The sequence below is a fragment of the Halodesulfovibrio spirochaetisodalis genome, from assembly GCF_001672295.1.
GTDB classification, from domain to species: Bacteria; Desulfobacterota; Desulfovibrionia; order Desulfovibrionales; family Desulfovibrionaceae; genus Halodesulfovibrio; species Halodesulfovibrio spirochaetisodalis.
This window is the reverse complement of sequence record NZ_JXMS01000013.1, coordinates 1-16,999: the sequence shown is the minus strand read 5'-3', so window position 1 is coordinate 16,999 and position 16,999 is coordinate 1. Positions and strand designations below refer to the sequence as shown.

General features: G+C 46.7%; 12 protein-coding genes. 11 read left to right on the top strand and 1 reads right to left on the bottom strand.

Annotated features, from left to right (window positions below; all coding sequences use genetic code 11):
• Positions 1-153: 153 nt before the first annotated feature.
• Positions 154-1,392, bottom strand: a complete 1,239-nt coding sequence (locus SP90_RS08775; protein ID WP_066854660.1) for a M48 family metallopeptidase — start codon at positions 1,390-1,392, stop codon at positions 154-156.
• A gap of 534 nt (positions 1,393-1,926) precedes the next feature.
• On the opposite strand from SP90_RS08775, the gene ald reads away from it, so the two are divergent.
• From ald to mltG, 11 genes are all read left to right on the top strand, one after another.
• The gene (ald, locus tag SP90_RS08770; RefSeq protein ID WP_066854658.1) at positions 1,927-3,030 is read left to right on the top strand and encodes an alanine dehydrogenase; all 1,104 of its coding nucleotides are present in this window, start codon (positions 1,927-1,929) and stop codon (positions 3,028-3,030) included.
• A 447-nt stretch (positions 3,031-3,477) separates the two neighbouring features.
• Positions 3,478-4,218, top strand: a complete 741-nt coding sequence (glnH, locus tag SP90_RS08765) for a glutamine ABC transporter substrate-binding protein GlnH (protein WP_066854657.1) — start codon at positions 3,478-3,480, stop codon at positions 4,216-4,218.
• A 112-nt stretch (positions 4,219-4,330) separates the two neighbouring features.
• Positions 4,331-5,002, top strand: coding sequence for an amino acid ABC transporter permease (locus SP90_RS08760; protein WP_066854656.1), 672 nt, complete (start codon positions 4,331-4,333; stop codon positions 5,000-5,002).
• A gap of 9 nt (positions 5,003-5,011) precedes the next feature.
• Positions 5,012-5,749, top strand: coding sequence for an amino acid ABC transporter ATP-binding protein (locus SP90_RS08755; protein ID WP_066854655.1), 738 nt, complete (start codon positions 5,012-5,014; stop codon positions 5,747-5,749).
• A 288-nt stretch (positions 5,750-6,037) separates the two neighbouring features.
• Positions 6,038-9,181, top strand: a complete 3,144-nt coding sequence (locus tag SP90_RS08750; protein ID WP_066854653.1) for a UvrD-helicase domain-containing protein — start codon at positions 6,038-6,040, stop codon at positions 9,179-9,181.
• A 76-nt stretch (positions 9,182-9,257) separates the two neighbouring features.
• Complete coding sequence (gene cbiR / locus SP90_RS08745; protein WP_082936368.1) at positions 9,258-10,091, top strand: cobamide remodeling phosphodiesterase CbiR; 834 nt, start codon at positions 9,258-9,260, stop codon at positions 10,089-10,091.
• A gap of 1 nt (position 10,092) precedes the next feature.
• Positions 10,093-10,599 (top strand): bifunctional adenosylcobinamide kinase/adenosylcobinamide-phosphate guanylyltransferase, encoded by a 507-nt coding sequence (locus SP90_RS08740; protein ID WP_066854651.1) that lies wholly within the window; start codon positions 10,093-10,095, stop codon positions 10,597-10,599.
• A gap of 1 nt (position 10,600) precedes the next feature.
• Positions 10,601-11,638 carry a DHH family phosphoesterase gene (locus tag SP90_RS08735; RefSeq protein WP_066854649.1) on the top strand — a complete coding sequence of 346 codons (1,038 nt, stop codon included), beginning with the start codon at positions 10,601-10,603 and terminating at the stop codon, positions 11,636-11,638.
• A 111-nt stretch (positions 11,639-11,749) separates the two neighbouring features.
• Positions 11,750-15,322, top strand: a complete 3,573-nt coding sequence (locus tag SP90_RS08730) for an FAD-binding and (Fe-S)-binding domain-containing protein (RefSeq protein WP_066854647.1) — start codon at positions 11,750-11,752, stop codon at positions 15,320-15,322.
• 65 nt (positions 15,323-15,387) lie between these two features.
• Positions 15,388-15,819, top strand: coding sequence for a Holliday junction resolvase RuvX (ruvX, locus tag SP90_RS08725; RefSeq protein ID WP_066854645.1), 432 nt, complete (start codon positions 15,388-15,390; stop codon positions 15,817-15,819).
• 9 nt (positions 15,820-15,828) lie between these two features.
• Entirely contained in the window at positions 15,829-16,860 is a 1,032-nt protein-coding gene (mltG, locus tag SP90_RS08720) for an endolytic transglycosylase MltG (protein WP_066854643.1), read from the top strand.
• Positions 16,861-16,999: the final 139 nt, after the last annotated feature.

Below are 16,999 nucleotides of genomic sequence, written 5' to 3'. Positions count from 1 at the left end.
TGACAGCGTAATAATAAATCAACACAGTATTGCATTGTGTCAAAAATAAACGTTCTCTTAGAATAAGTGATTGTTTGCCTCTGAGCTTCTTTCGCGTTGCACTACATGGCTTTGTCCAACTCCGGTAGGAAAACTTTTGAACAAAACGTTTAATTATATAGATATATTATTGAGAGCCTTGATGCGCTCAACAACCGGCGGATGCGAGTAGTGCAAAAATACATATGCCGGATGGGGCGTCAGGTTGGAAAGGCTGTTTACAGATAATTTGATAAGCGCGTTGGAAAGCTCCCAAGGCGTTTTGGTGGTTTTAGCTGCAAATGCATCCGCTTCAAATTCGTATTTTCGGGACTGGTATGAAGCAAAAATGGTCAGTAGCAATGACAGTGGTGTGTAGAGGAAGTTGAACAGCACGATGCCGACTGCAATGGTCATTTGTTCCACATGAAACGTTGCGTACAATGGCTGGTATCCGAGCACCAAAGACAGGCAGAAAAACGTAATGCCGGTTGTAGCAATGCTTGTGATGAACATTCGTTTAATATGATTAAGCTTGCAGTGCCCTATTTCATGTGCAAGCACACCTACTATTTCAGCTGTGCTCATGGAGTTCACCAGCGTATCGAAGAGCGCGATGCGTTTTTGTTTACCAAACCCCGTGAAAAAAGCGTTGGCTTTGCTCGAGCGTTTTGAGCCATCTATTATATAGATACCGGAAATATTGAATCCGTTTCGCTGCGCAAAATTTTCAATTGCCTGACGCAGGTCGCCGTCTTCCAGTGGAGTAAACTTGTTGAACAGCGGCATAATCCAGATAGGCGCCACGTACTGCACAGCAAAAATAAATGCTGTGGCAAATCCCCACGCAATAAGCCAGCCATAGGTCGGGAATGTCTGAAAGAACCAGAGAACACCTGCGGCAAGTGGAGCTCCGATAACAATTGAGAGCAGAATTCCTTTGATACGATCAGCAATAAAAAGCTTCGGGGTAGTGCGGTTAAAGCCAAATTCTTCTTCAATCACAAAGGTTCCGTAGATAGAGAACGGAAGTGAAAGCAGCATTGAAGCAAGAGACACAATGCCGAGAAATGCCAGTCCCTGCAGGATGTTGTTGTCTGAAATCGCATATGCCCATTCATTGAAGACATTAAAAATCCCCAAAAAAAGACAGAGCACAATGGCGGCTACGTTCACGAATCCTGATGCCGTGGAAAGTGCATTCTTTTTCCGTGTGTATTTCTGAGACCGAGCATACTTTTGTGCATCTATTGCATGTTCAAAAGCTTCTGGAATCGGTTGTCCAAGGGATTGCATATTTAGTTTGCTGACCCATGTTTCCAGTCCCCATGCGCCGACGATGAAAAAGAGAATGAGAAAAGTCAAAAAAGTCATAATGGTTCCTTATCGGGATAACGAGCATTGCTTGCGGAATACTGTATATGTGGTGTGCTGGTATTATTGGCAGCAGGCTGTGTAGTAAACAGCCGCGGTGCGTTTTCGTTTAAAAAAGAGATATGCGCTGTGTGTTTTTTCAACTGAGGTTAGCAATTTTTCATATATAAGCAGTAGTCGCAACTATGCAACATGGTTGATGGATTATGCATTTTTTTGAACAGGCGAGAGCTGCCTGTTTATGGTGCGTTGAGGAAGTACATCTGTAAGGTGAGCACCAGAGCATACATGAAAAAACATATTTGTGTTGCAAATTTGCAATAAGTGTATGTTTTTTCGCATAACACAGTAAATTTTGGGTGTTTTCTGCGTAAATCTTGTTTTTTTCTTGTAGCAAATTTGTGGTGATTGTACAGGGAAAGGTAACCCAAATGACGCACGTTACAAGCGTGAATGTATATCACAGTTTCAATGTTCACAATTAGGGATGCAGACTATATTGGCTGTGTTCTTGACTGTTGCAAGGAGGAAGTCATGATTATCGGTGTACCTAAGGAAATAAAAACACTGGAAAATCGGGTCGCTCTTACTCCGGGCGGTGCGGCAACTTTGATTCGGCAAGGACACTCTGTACTTGTAGAAACAGAAGCCGGTCGCGGTAGCGGCTTGATGGATGAAGAGTACATTGCAGCCGGCGCTACCATGGTTACTGCTGAAGAGGCATGGGGCGCGGATATGGTTATTAAAGTAAAAGAGCCTGTTGCATCAGAGTACCAGTATCTTCGTGAAGGATTGCTGCTTTTCACCTATCTGCACCTTGCTGCGGAGCGCGATCTGACAGATGCCCTGCTTGAGGGAGGAACCACCGCCATTGCATATGAAACTGTTCAGCTCCCTAACGGCTGCCTGCCGTTGCTGATGCCTATGTCTGAAGTGGCTGGACGCATGGCAACGCAGGAAGGCGCAAACTTTTTGAAAAAGGCAAATGGCGGACGAGGCGTGCTTCTGGGTGGTACTCCGGGAGTTGCACCCGGCCGTGTGACTGTTGTCGGTGGTGGTGTTGTTGGAACCAATGCAGCCAAGATGGCTATCGGCCTTGGAGCGGACGTTACTATTCTTGATGTCAGCCACCAGCGCCTGCAGTATCTTGATGATGTGTTCGGCAATCGTATCCGTACTATTACTTCCACTGAACCGAATATTCGTGAGTGGGTTGCCAAGTCTGATCTCGTGGTGGGCGCAGTGCTTATTCCGGGCGCCAAGGCTCCGAGCCTTGTTACGGAAGACATGATTAAAACGATGCAGGAGGGTGCTGTTGTCGTTGATGTAGCCATAGATCAGGGCGGTTGCTGCGAAACAATCAAGCCGACAACACATGATGAGCCTGTTTTTAACCTCCACGGGGTAGTGCATTATGGAGTTACCAATATGCCGGGTGCCGTTCCTCGTACCTCTACCTTTGCGCTGAGCAACCAGACATTGCCGTATGCAATTCAGCTGGCAAACAAGGGATTAGATGCGTTGCGCGAAGACCGTGCTCTTGCGCTTGGTCTGAATACGTACAAAGGAAAACTCACCTGTCCTGCTGTGGGCGAAGCTTTTGAAATGTTCTCTGTCTCACCAGAGGATGTGCTCTAGTTTTCCTCTACACTGTTAGGTGCAGCACAAGAGAATAAGGAGCCAAGCTCGATAACAGGAAAGTATCTGTGCGAGCTTGGCTTTTTTGGTATATGGAGAGATGTGCAAATTTGTCAGTACGCAGGCTTATGTAATCGGAAATTACCAGCTCAGCGTGCTGGATTTTTTTTGTTCTATCCATTGGCTCACAATTTTGTTAACAAAATTGTGTTGTGAGTGTTTACGGCAATTTTTCTATCTGTCTGAAATAAAAATGAATAAAAAACAAAAAATGTAAAACTGATTTTACAAATAACAAAAACGGAAAAAAATACAGCTTGTTTGATTTTTTTTCATCCGTCTGCTAATACTCTCTCGGTTTTGAGAAGACATTTTTCGTTACGCGAAAAACGAAATAGTAGGTATTTCACAAATTAGTTATGTAATCACTTTTAGGAGGGTTCATTCATGAAACGTCTTATCGCTATATTTGCCGCACTGCTCGTACTTTCTGTATCTTCAGTTGCGTTTGCTCAGAAGCTGGTTGTAGCACATGACACCAACTTCAAGCCTTTTGAGTTTAAACAGAACGGTGAATACGTTGGTTTTGATATCGACATGTGGAAAGAGATCGCAAAGCGTATGAACCTTGATTACGACTTCCAGCCAATGGACTTTAACGGCATTATCCCGGGTCTTCAGGCTGGTTCTATTGATGCTGCTGTTGCGGGCATCACAATCAAACCTTCCCGTGCTGAAGTTGTTGATTTTTCTGATGGTTACTACGATTCCGGTCTTGTTATCCTTGTTCGTGAAGACAACAACGACATCAAAGATATCAACGATCTGAAAGATAAAATTGTTGCTACCAAGCTTGCTACTTCTTCTGTTGACCTTGCTCAGCAGTACGTACCTAAGAAGAACATCAAGCTCTTCCCTAACAACGATAACATGTTCATGGAACTGATGACCGGCGGTGCAGACGCAGTTATCTTTGATATGCCTGTTGTTAAGGATTTTGAAGCAAAAGCAGGTAAGGGCATGGTAAAAGTAGTTGGTCCTATCTATCAGGGACAGGCTTACGGTATTGCATTCCCTAAAGGTTCCAAGCTCGTTTCCGGCGTAAACAAAGCGCTCAAAGAAATGAAAGCTGACGGTACTTACAACGAACTCTTCATTAAGTGGTTCGGTTACGCACCTGCTAAATAGCAGCTTCTCTTTCTCTCATAGTATTTTTTCATAGGGATGGCGTTGTGCCATCCCTATGTACATTTTATTCGCCGGAGTTTTTCGGCAAAAGTACTTAAAGGCAGATACACTCATGGCATTCCAGTTTAAACCAGCAGTGATGGTAGAGACTCTTCCGCTTCTTACAGAAGGGATTGAGTTAACTATTTATATCACGCTCCTCGGTCTTGTTTTCGGTTTCATGATAGGCACCGTGGCAGGCCTTGGCCGACTTTCACAGAATAAGTTTAATCGCTCCATTTCGAGCATTTACATAGAAATTATTCGCGGTACCCCGATGATTGTGCAGGCGTTGTTCCTGTACTTTGGTGTTCCGCTTGCTACCGGTGTTCGTATTAATCCGATCACAGCGGGTATCATTACCATTGCTGTTAACTCCGGTGCATATATTGCTGAAATTGTACGTGGTGCGGTTCAGTCTATTGATAAAGGACAGTTTGAAGCCGGCCGCTCTATTGGTCTTACACGCCGTCAGACCATGATCTCCATCATCTGGCCTCAGGCTTTCCGCCGTATGATCCCGCCATTGGGAAACCAGTTTATTATTTCGCTTAAGGATACCTCGCTTCTTACTGTTATCGGTGTTGCAGAGCTTACCCGTTCCGGTCAGGAAATTGTTGCGGTTAACTTCAGATCATTTGAAGTGTACCTGACTGTCGCGATTGTATACCTCTGTATGACCCTTTCCATTGCGAAAGCTCTGCGTTGGTACGAGAAAAAATTGATGGCACGCAGCCACCGCTAGGAGCATATCATGAGCGATTCCTCAAACATGATTGAAATCCGTAACCTGCACAAAAGTTACGGTGACATAGAAGTAATCAAAGGCGTAGATTTAAATGTTAAGCAGGGCGAAGTAGTTGTTATTCTCGGGCCGTCCGGTTCTGGTAAATCAACAGTATTGCGCTGTATTAACCGTCTTGAGGAGATCACATCCGGTACCATTGTTGTAGACGGGTTTGATCTCTACGCAAAAGAAACAGACATCAACTACGTGCGTTCAGAAGCAGGAATGGTATTCCAGCAGTTTAACCTGTTCCCGCATTTGTCTGTTCTGCAGAACATTACCATCGGGCTTATTAAAGTTCGCAAAATGGATAAGGCAGAAGCAGACAAAATTGCGCTGAGCCTTCTTGATAAAGTAGGCTTGCCGGATAAAGCGACAGCGTATCCGGATCAGCTTTCCGGCGGTCAGAAACAGCGTGTGGCAATTGCACGTTCCTTGGCTATGAACCCGAAAGTTATCCTTTTTGATGAGCCGACTTCTGCGCTTGATCCTGAGCTTGTAGGCGAAGTTCTTGATGTAATGAAGAACCTTGCTGACGAAGGCATGACCATGGTGGTTGTAACACACGAAATGGGCTTTGCTCGCGAAGTAGCCGACCGTGTAATCTTCATTGCAGATGGTGTGATTCAGGAAGAAGCAGCACCGGACGAGTTTTTCTCCAATCCGAAACATCCTCGTCTGAAAGACTTCCTCGGTAAATTGTAAAATATTTTGGAAGGTAGAGGTAGATTTACACAATATTTACCTCCGAATCGAATATAGTGAGCAAAGGCTCTTCTGTTGTATACAGAAGAGCCTTTGTTCTTTTTTTGTATCTGGAAGATGTGGCTCAGCCAGCCTTTTCAGCGGGTAGAACATGGATGAAGGGCAGTAAAACAGGCGGCTATTTTGCACAATTGTCTAGGGGGTATTCCTCTGGTACAGATAGGACAGGATGGATTATTTTTCTGTATGAGTTTGTCTGCTAAGGCGTAACGCCAGGGAACTTGCTTCATGAAACAATTTCGCGCTGACCTGCATATTCATTCCCGTTTTTCCCGTGCAACCAGTAAAAAGTTAACTCCGCGTCATTTGGCTGCGTGGGCTGAGGTAAAGGGGCTGAATGTCCTTGGTACAGGCGACTGCACACACCCTGTCTGGCTTGATGAGCTGGAAGACCTGCTTGTGGAGGACAGTCAGAGCGGGCTGTACCAACTGAAAGATACGGCGGGACTTGGAAAAGAAATTTCAGGCTTTGATGAGCGGCAGATGCATGGGCGTTCCTTGTTCATGTTGCAGGGCGAAATAAGTTCTATCTATAAGCGTGGCGGCAAGGTGCGTAAGGTACATAACCTCGTATTTATGCCGACGCTGGAAGCAGCCCGAAAGTTCAGTAAGCGCCTTGGTGAAATCGGTAATATTACCTCAGACGGACGTCCTATTCTCGGGATGGATTCCCGCGATATTCTTGATCTCGTTCTTGAGACACATCCCTTTGCTTTTCTTATTCCTGCCCATATATGGACACCGTGGTTCTCCATATTCGGTTCCAAGTCTGGATTCGATACCATTGAAGAGTGCTTTGGTGACTATTCTTCAGAAATTTTTGCTCTTGAGACTGGTCTTTCTTCTGACCCTGAAATGAACTGGCTGTGGAGTGCGCTGGACAGATTCTCTCTTGTCTCAAACTCCGATGCTCATTCCGGCGATAAGCTTGGCCGCGAATGTAACCTGTTTGCCGGAGATATTTCGTATGAAGGTATCTACCGTAGTCTGCGCGGTGAAGGCTTGGGGCACAAGTTTTTAGGGACAATGGAGTTCTTTCCTGAAGAAGGAAAATATCATCTGGATGGCCATCGCAAGTGTAATGTGGTCATGGAGCCACGCGAAACACTTACCCGTGACGGTATTTGTCCTGTTTGCGGAAAGCCGTTGACCGTAGGGGTATTGAACCGTGTTCTTTCCCTTGCGGACAGGGATGTTCCTAAACAGCCGTCAAAGGCGGGGGACTATAGCTCCTTGATACCGCTTCCTGAGCTTATGAGCGAAGTGCTTGGGGTAGGGCCGAAAACAAAAAAAGTAATGACCCTCTATGCAGAGGCCATACAGGCTCTTGGTTCCGAAATGTCCATTTTGCGGGATGTTCCGCAGGAGGATATCAGCAAGGTGCATCCGTTGCTTGCTGAAGCTGTAGGACGAATGCGTAAGGGAGAAGTACTGCGCCAGCCTGGTTTTGATGGTGAATTCGGTGTAGTACGCGTGTTTTCGCAAAAAGAGCGCAACGAATTTAAGCACGGCAAAAGTCTTATAGATGTTCCAGAAAAGGTAAGTGGACTTACGCCTGAAGAAGCTGCTTCGACGGTGCCTGTATTTGATGCCGCAGTTCAGAAGCGGCAGGAGGAAGCTGAGAGTATCAGCTACAATGCAGCACAGCAGGATGCCATAACTTTTGCGCCTGATCCCCTGCTGGTACTAGCAGGGCCGGGTACAGGTAAAACCCGTACATTGATCGGTCGTATTGAACACCTGCTTGGCTCAGGGGTGAGTGCACGTCAGGTTTTGGCGTTGACCTTTACGCGCCGTGCTGCTCAGGAGCTGACAACACGACTTGCTGATTCCATCCAGAACAAAGTTTCTATTCCCCGTGCTGACACATTGCATGGGTTAGCCTTTGAATACTGGCAGAACTCCTATTCTGATGCACCTACGCTGCTTTCTGAAGAAGGATCAAAACGTGTGTTTGCAGAAGCAAATGCAGAGGCTTCAAAGCAGGAGTGCAAACAGGCGTGGGAGATAATTTCCCTAAGTCGTGAGCGTATGGAGCCATGCCCTCTTGAAGAGATGGCTGCATATGAAAATTATTCCAGCCTGAAAAACTCGTGGAATCTTGCAGATTACACAGATTTACTGGAGTTCTGGCTGGAGTCTCTGCGGAATAATGTCTTTGTACGTCCTTGGACACACGTTCTGGTGGACGAGATTCAAGATTTATCCCCGTTGCAGCTGGCTGTGGTTCGAGAACTTGTTTCGCAGGATGAACAGCACGGACAGGGCTTTTTCGGTATCGGTGACCCTGACCAGTCTATTTATGGTTTCAGGGGGGCACATGGTGGTGTGCAGGAGTATCTAGCACAGGAGTTACCTTCACTACGAACCGTTCAGCTATCGGAAAACTATCGCTCTGCGCAGCAGATTGTTGATTACGCAGGTGCGCTGATGGCATCGGAACGTCAGGCTCAGCCTATAGAGGCTAAAAAGGCTGTTAAAGCTGAAGTGCGCATGTTTGAAGCCCCGTCTTCAGAGGCGGAGGCATCATGGATTTGTGCGCAGATTAGAGGACTTCTTGGTCAAACCAGTCACTCTTTACAGGATAATAGGCAGGAGCGGCTTCTTGGCGGAGAGCTTTCCCCCGGTGACATTGCTGTTCTTGTACGGTTTAAGGCGCTTATTCCTGTTATCAGCCAGACGCTTAACAGACTCGGTATACCGTGTTCTGTGCCGGAGCAGGAGGCATTCTGGGTTGATCCTCGTGTGGAGCTTATTCTTTCTGCGGCTGGGCGCTTTGTGGGTATCGCCGCCAAGGAAGAGGAAGAACAGATATCCTGTCCTGATTCAATATTGGCAAAAGGGCCGCAAGGTATTGCTGTGTACATGGAAGATATTCCACCGTTTGACCGTTTGTTCTGGAAATCCAATGCGTTTAAGCAGTTGGTGAAGAAATATACAGAGCATAAGGGTTGGGTGGGGCTTCTTAACTGGATTCATTTGCAGACAGAGCTTGATCAAGTTCGTCAGAAGAGTGAAAAGGTTCAGATAATGTCCATGCACGCATCAAAAGGGCTTGAGTTTAAAGCTGTGTTTCTTCCTGCCCTTGAGGATGGAATAGTTCCCTATTGCGGTATGGATACGCTTACCGGAACCCCAAAGGGTGCTGCGGAACATTATGATGTTGAAGAAGAGCGACGCTTACTCTTTGTTGCTATGACTCGTGCAGAGCAGTTGCTATTTCTTAGTCATTCCAGCAAGCGGATGATCTATGGACGAACTGTGCATCTTGCCCCGTCCCGTTTTTTGAAAGACCTTCCGCAGGAAGGGGTAAAGCATTCAGCACTGAAAGCTAAAAAGAAGCATAAAGAGACACAGCTTGGCTTGATTTAGTGAGGCTGCTGGCTTTCTTACAATGACGCCACAATGTGTGGTGCTATCTGCCCATACGCCGGATGTGGAAAACCATATGAAAAAGATTAATTCACCTGAACAGGGGAAAGAGGGCTCAGGGCTTGTCGGAGATAGACTTCGTAACAAGCCTACAGTTGCTGCGCCTTCATGGGTGATGCCCGGTACTATCTATGAAAACTGCTTGTTTTTAGAAGGGAAAGTTGACGAAGTTGCCCTTCTCTTTTTCGAATCAGCATCATGCCTTGCCTATGACAGCAGTGACTTACCTGATGAGTTAGCATCGCTTGATTTGACGTATCATGTTCATTTGCCGCTGGATTTACCGTGGCAAAAACCGTCAGCTGTTGTAGAGATCATTCTCGAGTTGATGGATAAAGTTCGATTTCTCGGGGTACGTCAGGCAGTGCTGCATCCTCCGGTAACCACGGGCAAAGATGCATTTTCTGTTACAGAAGCTTCGCAGGCGTTGGAAGTTGTTGCGCGTGCATGGAAAAAGCATGGACTGCGCTGTAATGATTTACTTATCGAGAATGTAGAGGGAGCCGCTTTAGTTGATTTGGTACCTGTTATTGCAGAGTTAGAGTTAGGCATATGCATTGACATAGGTCACATCATTGCATACGGGCATGATGCACTACTTGATTGTGCTGATATTTTTGATCGACTTTGCATGGTTCACTTGAATGCTCCGGCAGACATAACAACGCCGAAAGGGCGTAGTAAACATGTCAGCCTTACGCAGCTGGATGAAGCCGGAAGGCATATAGCACGCAGGGTTCTGCAACTATGTGGGGAAGATTGTACCTTTGTTTACGAGCTCTTTGATTGGGAGCAGATAGAAGCATCCATTCCGGTTGTTGAACAATTACGTGTGACTGAAGGAAGATAGGATGATTCGACTTATTCTTGGAGGGGACAAGTCCGGTAAGTCTGATTTTGGCTTACAGTGCTTGTATGAGGGTGTATCTCCGGCACTTTTGCTTGCAACAGGGCAGGCACAGGACTTTACATTCGGGCAGCAGATTCTGGATCATCGTCTGGCACGTATTCCAGAGATTCCTGTAAAGGAAACAGGAATTGAATTGCCCCGATTGTTAGAAAAGTCCATACTGGAGTATCGCTCTATTCTCATCGACAGTTTGGATTTTTGGGTTTTTGCTTGTCATGAACAGTGGGAGGAGGCGCAACAGGCGCTTTTACACAGCCTTTCATTGGTTCCAGATGAAATCCAAGTTACCATAGTGTCGTGTGAAGCAGGTCTCGGACCTATTGCGGCAAGTTCTCAGGTTCGTCAGTTTGTACGAAGATTGGGTGCGCTTAACCAAGCTGTTGCCGCAGTGAGTGACGAGGTTTGCCTCATGGTTGCGGGACTTCCGCTATACGTAAAAAAGGCATAATATGTCGTATTTTCGCAATGTAAAACCACAGATTGAGCAGCTGCTGGAAATGTTTTCCCGCAATGAACGCTGGTTGATCACCATTAATGCCGACCCGGACGCATTAGGCTCTGCCCTTGCGCTTAAACGCATTATGAGCCACAGGGTCGCGGATGTAGGCATTGCCAGCGTGAATGACGTCACACGCCCGGACAATCTTGCGATGATTCGCCTGCTGCGTATCCCAATGATCAAAATGACTCCACAGGTTACAGCTCAGTACGACAGGTTTGCCATTGTAGACTCCCAGCCGCACCACCATCCTTTGTTCAGTGAACTGGACTACTCTATTGTCATTGATCATCACCCGTTGAATGATGACTATCCGGTACAGTCTGAGTTTAAAGAAATTTTACCGGGATATGGTGCAAACAGTACCATTCTTACCGAATATCTGTATCAGATGAAAATCCGTCCGGGAAAAATGCTGGCAACAGCGCTCATGTACGGAATCAAGACTGATACCAACGATTTTGAACGAAACTTCAACGAAGTGGATATCAGGGCGTTTAAGTACCTGAGCAAATTTGCCAACCATCCGCTGCTTTCCCGTATTTCCCGAAGTGAAATGCACTCCGACTGGCTGGAGTATTTCTCCCGTGCCATTACCGGAATGCACAAAGTTGGTTCCGGCCGCTATGCATTTGTTGGTATGGTGGAGAATCCGGACGCGCTTGTTGTTATTGCAGATTTCTTCATGCGTGTGCACGAAATGCGCTGGGTGGCTGTCTGCGGTGTATACAAAGACAAAGCAGTGATTATATTCCGTGGTGACGGTGTAAACCGTGATCTTGGCCATTTTGCGTATTGTCAGTTCAACGATGTTGGCTCTGCCGGCGGGCATAAGGCGCTAGCCCGTGCAGAAATTCCAATTGCTGAACTGGATGGAAAAGATGTTGAAATGTTTGTGTTCAAGCGCCTTGTCTCCCCTACGCGTAATCGCTCCATTAAATGCGCCAAGCCTGCCGATGAAGATATCGAGAAGATAGTCGAGTCATAGCATTGCTGCCCAACGCCTGCCGGTAAAGGATGCAACGATGCTCTTCTTGCATTCTTAAAGAACAAAAAGTAAACTCTTCAGCTTCGTTCTTAATTACTGGGAGAATTGGTCATGCCGCACAAAGGCCCACATATTTCTATAGGTTCCGAGTTTCTTGTCCATAGGGTGTTGCGGATTGATCTTGATGAATTTGAAGATTGGCCGGAAGCCGTTCGCGAGCTTGCAATTGCAATCGCTGAAGAGCTCTTCCTTGTCCGTTACAATCCGTTTATCGATGCTGAAACCGTTCGCACAAGTGTAACTACGCGTTTTGACAGAGCAGAACCAGCTCTGGCGCACCATTACGCAAACACTTTGAGCGAAGGTATCACAGTCTTCTGGAGTGCTTACGAGGCAGATATGGCATTCCGGAGCGAGCTTGTTCGCCGCCTTGGACAGATCATTCCTAAAAACAACATTGATCTGCGTCCTGCATCGTTAGTGGAATGTTCCACAGACGCAACCGACCTGCGCATGGAGCTTCCGTTGCTTGTTGTTGCACCTTCTGCAACAGAGCAGGTAAGCGCCATTGTTCGCCTTGCGAACGAAATGAAATTTGCACTCATCCCGCGTGGCGGTGCTTCCGGTTGTACCGGTGGCGCTATTCCGGCACGTAAGCGTACTGTTGTGATGAGTTTGCAGAAATTGAGCGCAATCAAATCCATCGACGCTAAAGAGATGACCCTCACTGCTGAAGCCGGTGTCATTACCTTTGATGCCATTAAAGCTGCAGACAAAGGTGGCATGCTCTTTACTGTTGACCCTGCTTCCAAGACTGCTTCCACCATCGGCGGGAACGTGTCGGAAAACTCCGGCGGTCCTTTTGCCTTTGAATACGGAACAACTCTGGACAATATCCTTCAATACACAATGGTTACACCGACTGGTGAAATCATTACTGTTGAGCGTGTTAATCATCCACGTCATAAGATCATGGAAGATGAAACCGCCGTGTTTGAAGTAAAGGATGTGTCCGGCGGTGTCCGCACTGTTATTTCCTTACGCGGTGATCAAATCCGCAAAGCAGGTCTTGGTAAAGACGTTACCAACAAGTTTCTCGGCGGTCTGCCAGGGGTACAGAAAGAAGGCACTGATGGTATCATCACTGAGGCAACCTTTATCTGTTATCCGAAGCAGAAGTTTGACCGCGTGCTTGTGCTGGAGTTTTTTGGACGCTCCATGCGCAACGCAATGCTCGTTATTAAAGACATTGTCGGCCTGCGTGATGTTATCCGCGAACAGGGCGACCTTGTTAAAATTTCAGCGCTGGAAGAGTTTGGTGTTAAATACGTTGAGGCTATTGAATACCAGACAAAATCTACAAAGTACGACGAACGTCCTATTTCTGTTCTGATTATTGAGTTGAACTCGAACGATACCGGTGCGCTTGATAAGAGCGTGGAAGATATCGTGAATATCTGTACTCCGTATGAAGGTGTGGACGTATTTGTTGCAAAGGATGCAGCAGAGGCTGAGCTCTTCTGGGATGACAGACACAAGCTTTCAGCTATTGCGCGTCGTACTTCCGGCTTTAAAATTAACGAAGATATCGTTATTCCGATTGATGTCATTCCTGAGTTCTCAGACTTTATTGAGCACCTCAACCAGCGTTGCATGGGCAGAGCGTTCCGTACAGCACTTGGTGAAAGCGGACGCCTGAGCGGTATGCCGCTGGAAGATAAAGAGCTCAACCGAGCATTTACCTTTGCTTCCAAGGTTGCGAAAGGTGATGTGCCTATTGCTGAGCTTTCAGACCAGGAAATGCTGGAACAGGCGCTTGCGTACTTTGAGAAAGCGCAGGAGCGTTACCCGTCCCAGCGTCGCAATCTCAAAAAGATTGTGGATGATATGCTTGCAACCCGCATTATTGTGGCTAACCACATGCATGCGGGCGACGGTAACTGCCACGTAAACATCCCTGTAGACTCCAACAATCCTGTCATGCTGCACCATGCAGAAGAAGTGGCAGAGGAAGTTATGGCCAAAGCACAGGAGATGGACGGTGAAGTAACCGGTGAGCACGGAATTGGTATAACCAAAATTAAATTCCTCGCGGCTGAGAAGATGGAAGAGCTTTCCTTGTTTAAACGCAGGGTAGACCCGCTTTCCATTCTTAACCCTGCCAAGCTGACCCAGCGTGATACTCCGGTTAAGCCGTTTACGTTTTCGTTTAACCGTCTTATCCGCGATATTCAGGCCTCTGGTCTGCCGGAAAAAGAACGTTTGATTAACCTGCTCACCAACGTACAGGTTTGTACCCGTTGCGGTAAGTGTAAGCAGGTGTGTCCGATGTTCTACCCGCAGGGCGACCTGCTGTACCATCCGCGTAACAAAAACCTGAGCCTCGGTGCATTGCTTGAAGCTGTCTACTACTCTCAGGTGAACAAGGGTAAGCCGGACGATAACCTGATGGCGCAGTTACGCAAGCTTATGGAGCACTGTACAGGTTGCGGAAAGTGTAAGGCAGTTTGTCCTGTTAAGATTGATTCTTCCAAGGTTGCACTTGAATTACGTGCTTTTGCGGAAGATGAAGGCGCAGGTGGCCATCCTATCAAGTCCAAGGTTCTCGATTACCTTGTGGCGGATGTTTCTACACGAGTGCCGCGTGCTGCCAAAATGGCGTCTATGGGACAGCGTTTGCAGAATAAAATGCTGCGCATTATCCCAAGCTCATGGCGTTCCAATATTAACAGCCCTCTTTTCTCCGGCCTCGGCCCTGAAGTGGGATACCGTGGTTTGAACGAAGCTATCCGTCTGGATAAAGGCGCGATCTTTGTTCCTGATAACGCACCGGAAGGAAAAGAGCTGGAAGCAGTGTTCTACTTCCCTGGATGCGGTGGTTCCCTGTTCTACAGAAACATCGGTCTTGCATCGCTTATGCTGATGCTCAAATCCGGTGTGGCTGTGATTATGCCTCCACGCCATATGTGTTGTGGGTATCCGCTGCTTGCTGCGGGTAAAGACGAAGAATACAAGAAAAACCGTGCGGCTAATATCGAAGAAATGAAAGCGTTTCTTGCTGATGCTGTTCGTGCGGGATTGAATATCACACACTCCATAACCGCATGCGGTTCCTGCCGTGAGGGACTTGAGTCCTACGAGCTTGCGGAGTCACTGAATATCAAGCTTGAGCATAAGGATGCCGTACAGTTCCTCATTGAACGTATGGGTAAAGATGCTCTGAAAGATGCCGCCAGCGGACATTCTGTATTGTACCACCCATCCTGTCATGCAGAGTGGACCGGAGTACATAAGAATAAAGCTGCGGGCATGTACGCAACTGCGCTCAGTGAGTTATCTGGTGCTGATGTGGAGCTTAATCCGGGATGCTGTGGCGAATCCGGTATGGGTGCTCTGACCAGTCCGGATATTTACAATAAGCTGCGTGCTAAAAAAGAAGCAGGACTGGCTCTGGTGCTGCCGACAATGCAGAAGGACGCTCCTGTTATTGTGGGCTGTCCATCCTGTAAAGTTGGTATTTCACGAATCTTCCTGAACTTACACGAAAAAAGACCTGTACTGCACACGGTGGAATATCTTGCCCAGATGTTGTATGGGGATGACTGGAAAAAACATATAAAACGTATCGCGACAGAGTCGGTGAAAAAAGATTCGAAGCGAATCGTAGATACAACTGGTCTTTAATTGCACTGACTCCCCTCCCGCAAACGGAGGGGAGTCTTGCGTACAAAGGGCAGAAGAGTAACTGCATGAAATATATTGCTATAGACTACGGGACAAAGCGGACAGGACTTGCAGCCAGTGATACTGGTGGCAATATGGCGTTTCCACGTAAAACGGTTATAATGAAGACTCGCGATAAATTCTTCGCGGAGCTTCTGGCGTTCATTGAAGCAGAAGAGCCTGTCGCCATTGTTGTAGGACTGCCTAAATCGCTTGATGGCGAAGAAACGCTTATGTCACGTCAGGTAGGCAATTTTTTAGCAAGATTACGTCGTCGGTGTGATTTACCGATATACACTATTGAAGAGGCACTCAGCTCATTTGAAGCGGAATTGGAATTACGGGATGCCGGCCTGAAAGGCCATGAGATTGACCAGGTGATTGATCAGCAGGCTGCAGTGCGTATTCTTGAGTCGTTCCTGCATTTAGCAGAAGAACACAGACAATTATACGACTAGAGGATCGATATGGGAACTTTCACTAAAATTTGCAGTATAATCTTGGTGCTTGTGCTGCTTTCTGCCGCCGGTGTCTGGTTTGCGTTTGAAACGTATACACGTTCGCCAATGTCCAGCGAGCCGCGCGAAATTCCACTGGTTGTTCCGGAAGGAGCATCCTTTAATCAGGTTATTGAAGATATGGCGCGTCAGGGCGCAGTAAAATATCCGTATGTATTCCAGCTGATGGTGCGTATCAAAAAGCAGCAGCACAACCTGAAAGCTGGCGAATATATGCTCAATACAGGATGGACACCAGAACGCCTGCTTAAAGAGCTCGTGACAGGTAAAGGGGTGTTGTACACCCTGTCGTTTCAGGAAGGTTTAACATGGTGGCAGATTGCTGACATAGTGCAGCAGCAAGGGTTTGCAAAGGCAGAAGACTTTGCAAAAGTCATTCATGATCCGGAATTTTTGAAGAAACATAATATCCCGTTTTCCAATGCAGAAGGTTTTCTGTTTCCTGAGACATATAAGCTTAATAAGCCGCAGACTATGAATATGGACGCTGCAAAGAAAGTAGCGGACATGCTTGTGTTAACTTTTTGGCAGAAAACAGCATCATTGTGGGGTGATCATAAGCCGAGCCCTGAAGAGCTGCGCAAAGTAATTATACTGGCTTCTCTTGTGGAAAAGGAAACCGGTGTTCCTGCCGAGCGGGATACTGTGGCAGGGGTTTATGCAAACCGACTCGAAATGGGTATGCGGATGCAGGCTGACCCGACAATAATTTATGGTATCGGGAAAGATTTTAACGGTGATATCACCCGTGCTGATATTCGAAATAAAAAGAATATCTACAATACATATCAGCATAGAGGATTGCCTCCGGGGCCTATCTGCTCGCCGGGACTTGAGGCAATACGGGCTGCTCTCCACCCTGCCAAACATAAGTATTTGTTCTTTGTGTCTCGTGGTGATGGATCACACAAATTCAGTAAGACACTGAAAGAGCACAATAAAGCTGTGCGCAAATATCAGCTTAGTCGAAAGAAAAAATAGATAGGTTTGTTGCGCTAGGTTTCGGCCTACAGGATATAGCTTCTATAGTGAGTAAAGCAGGGAGGTTACCTCCCTGCTTTTTTATTAAAAATATTTTTCTGTTTTGTAATCAAATTCAATATGTTAATATTTTTAGCAG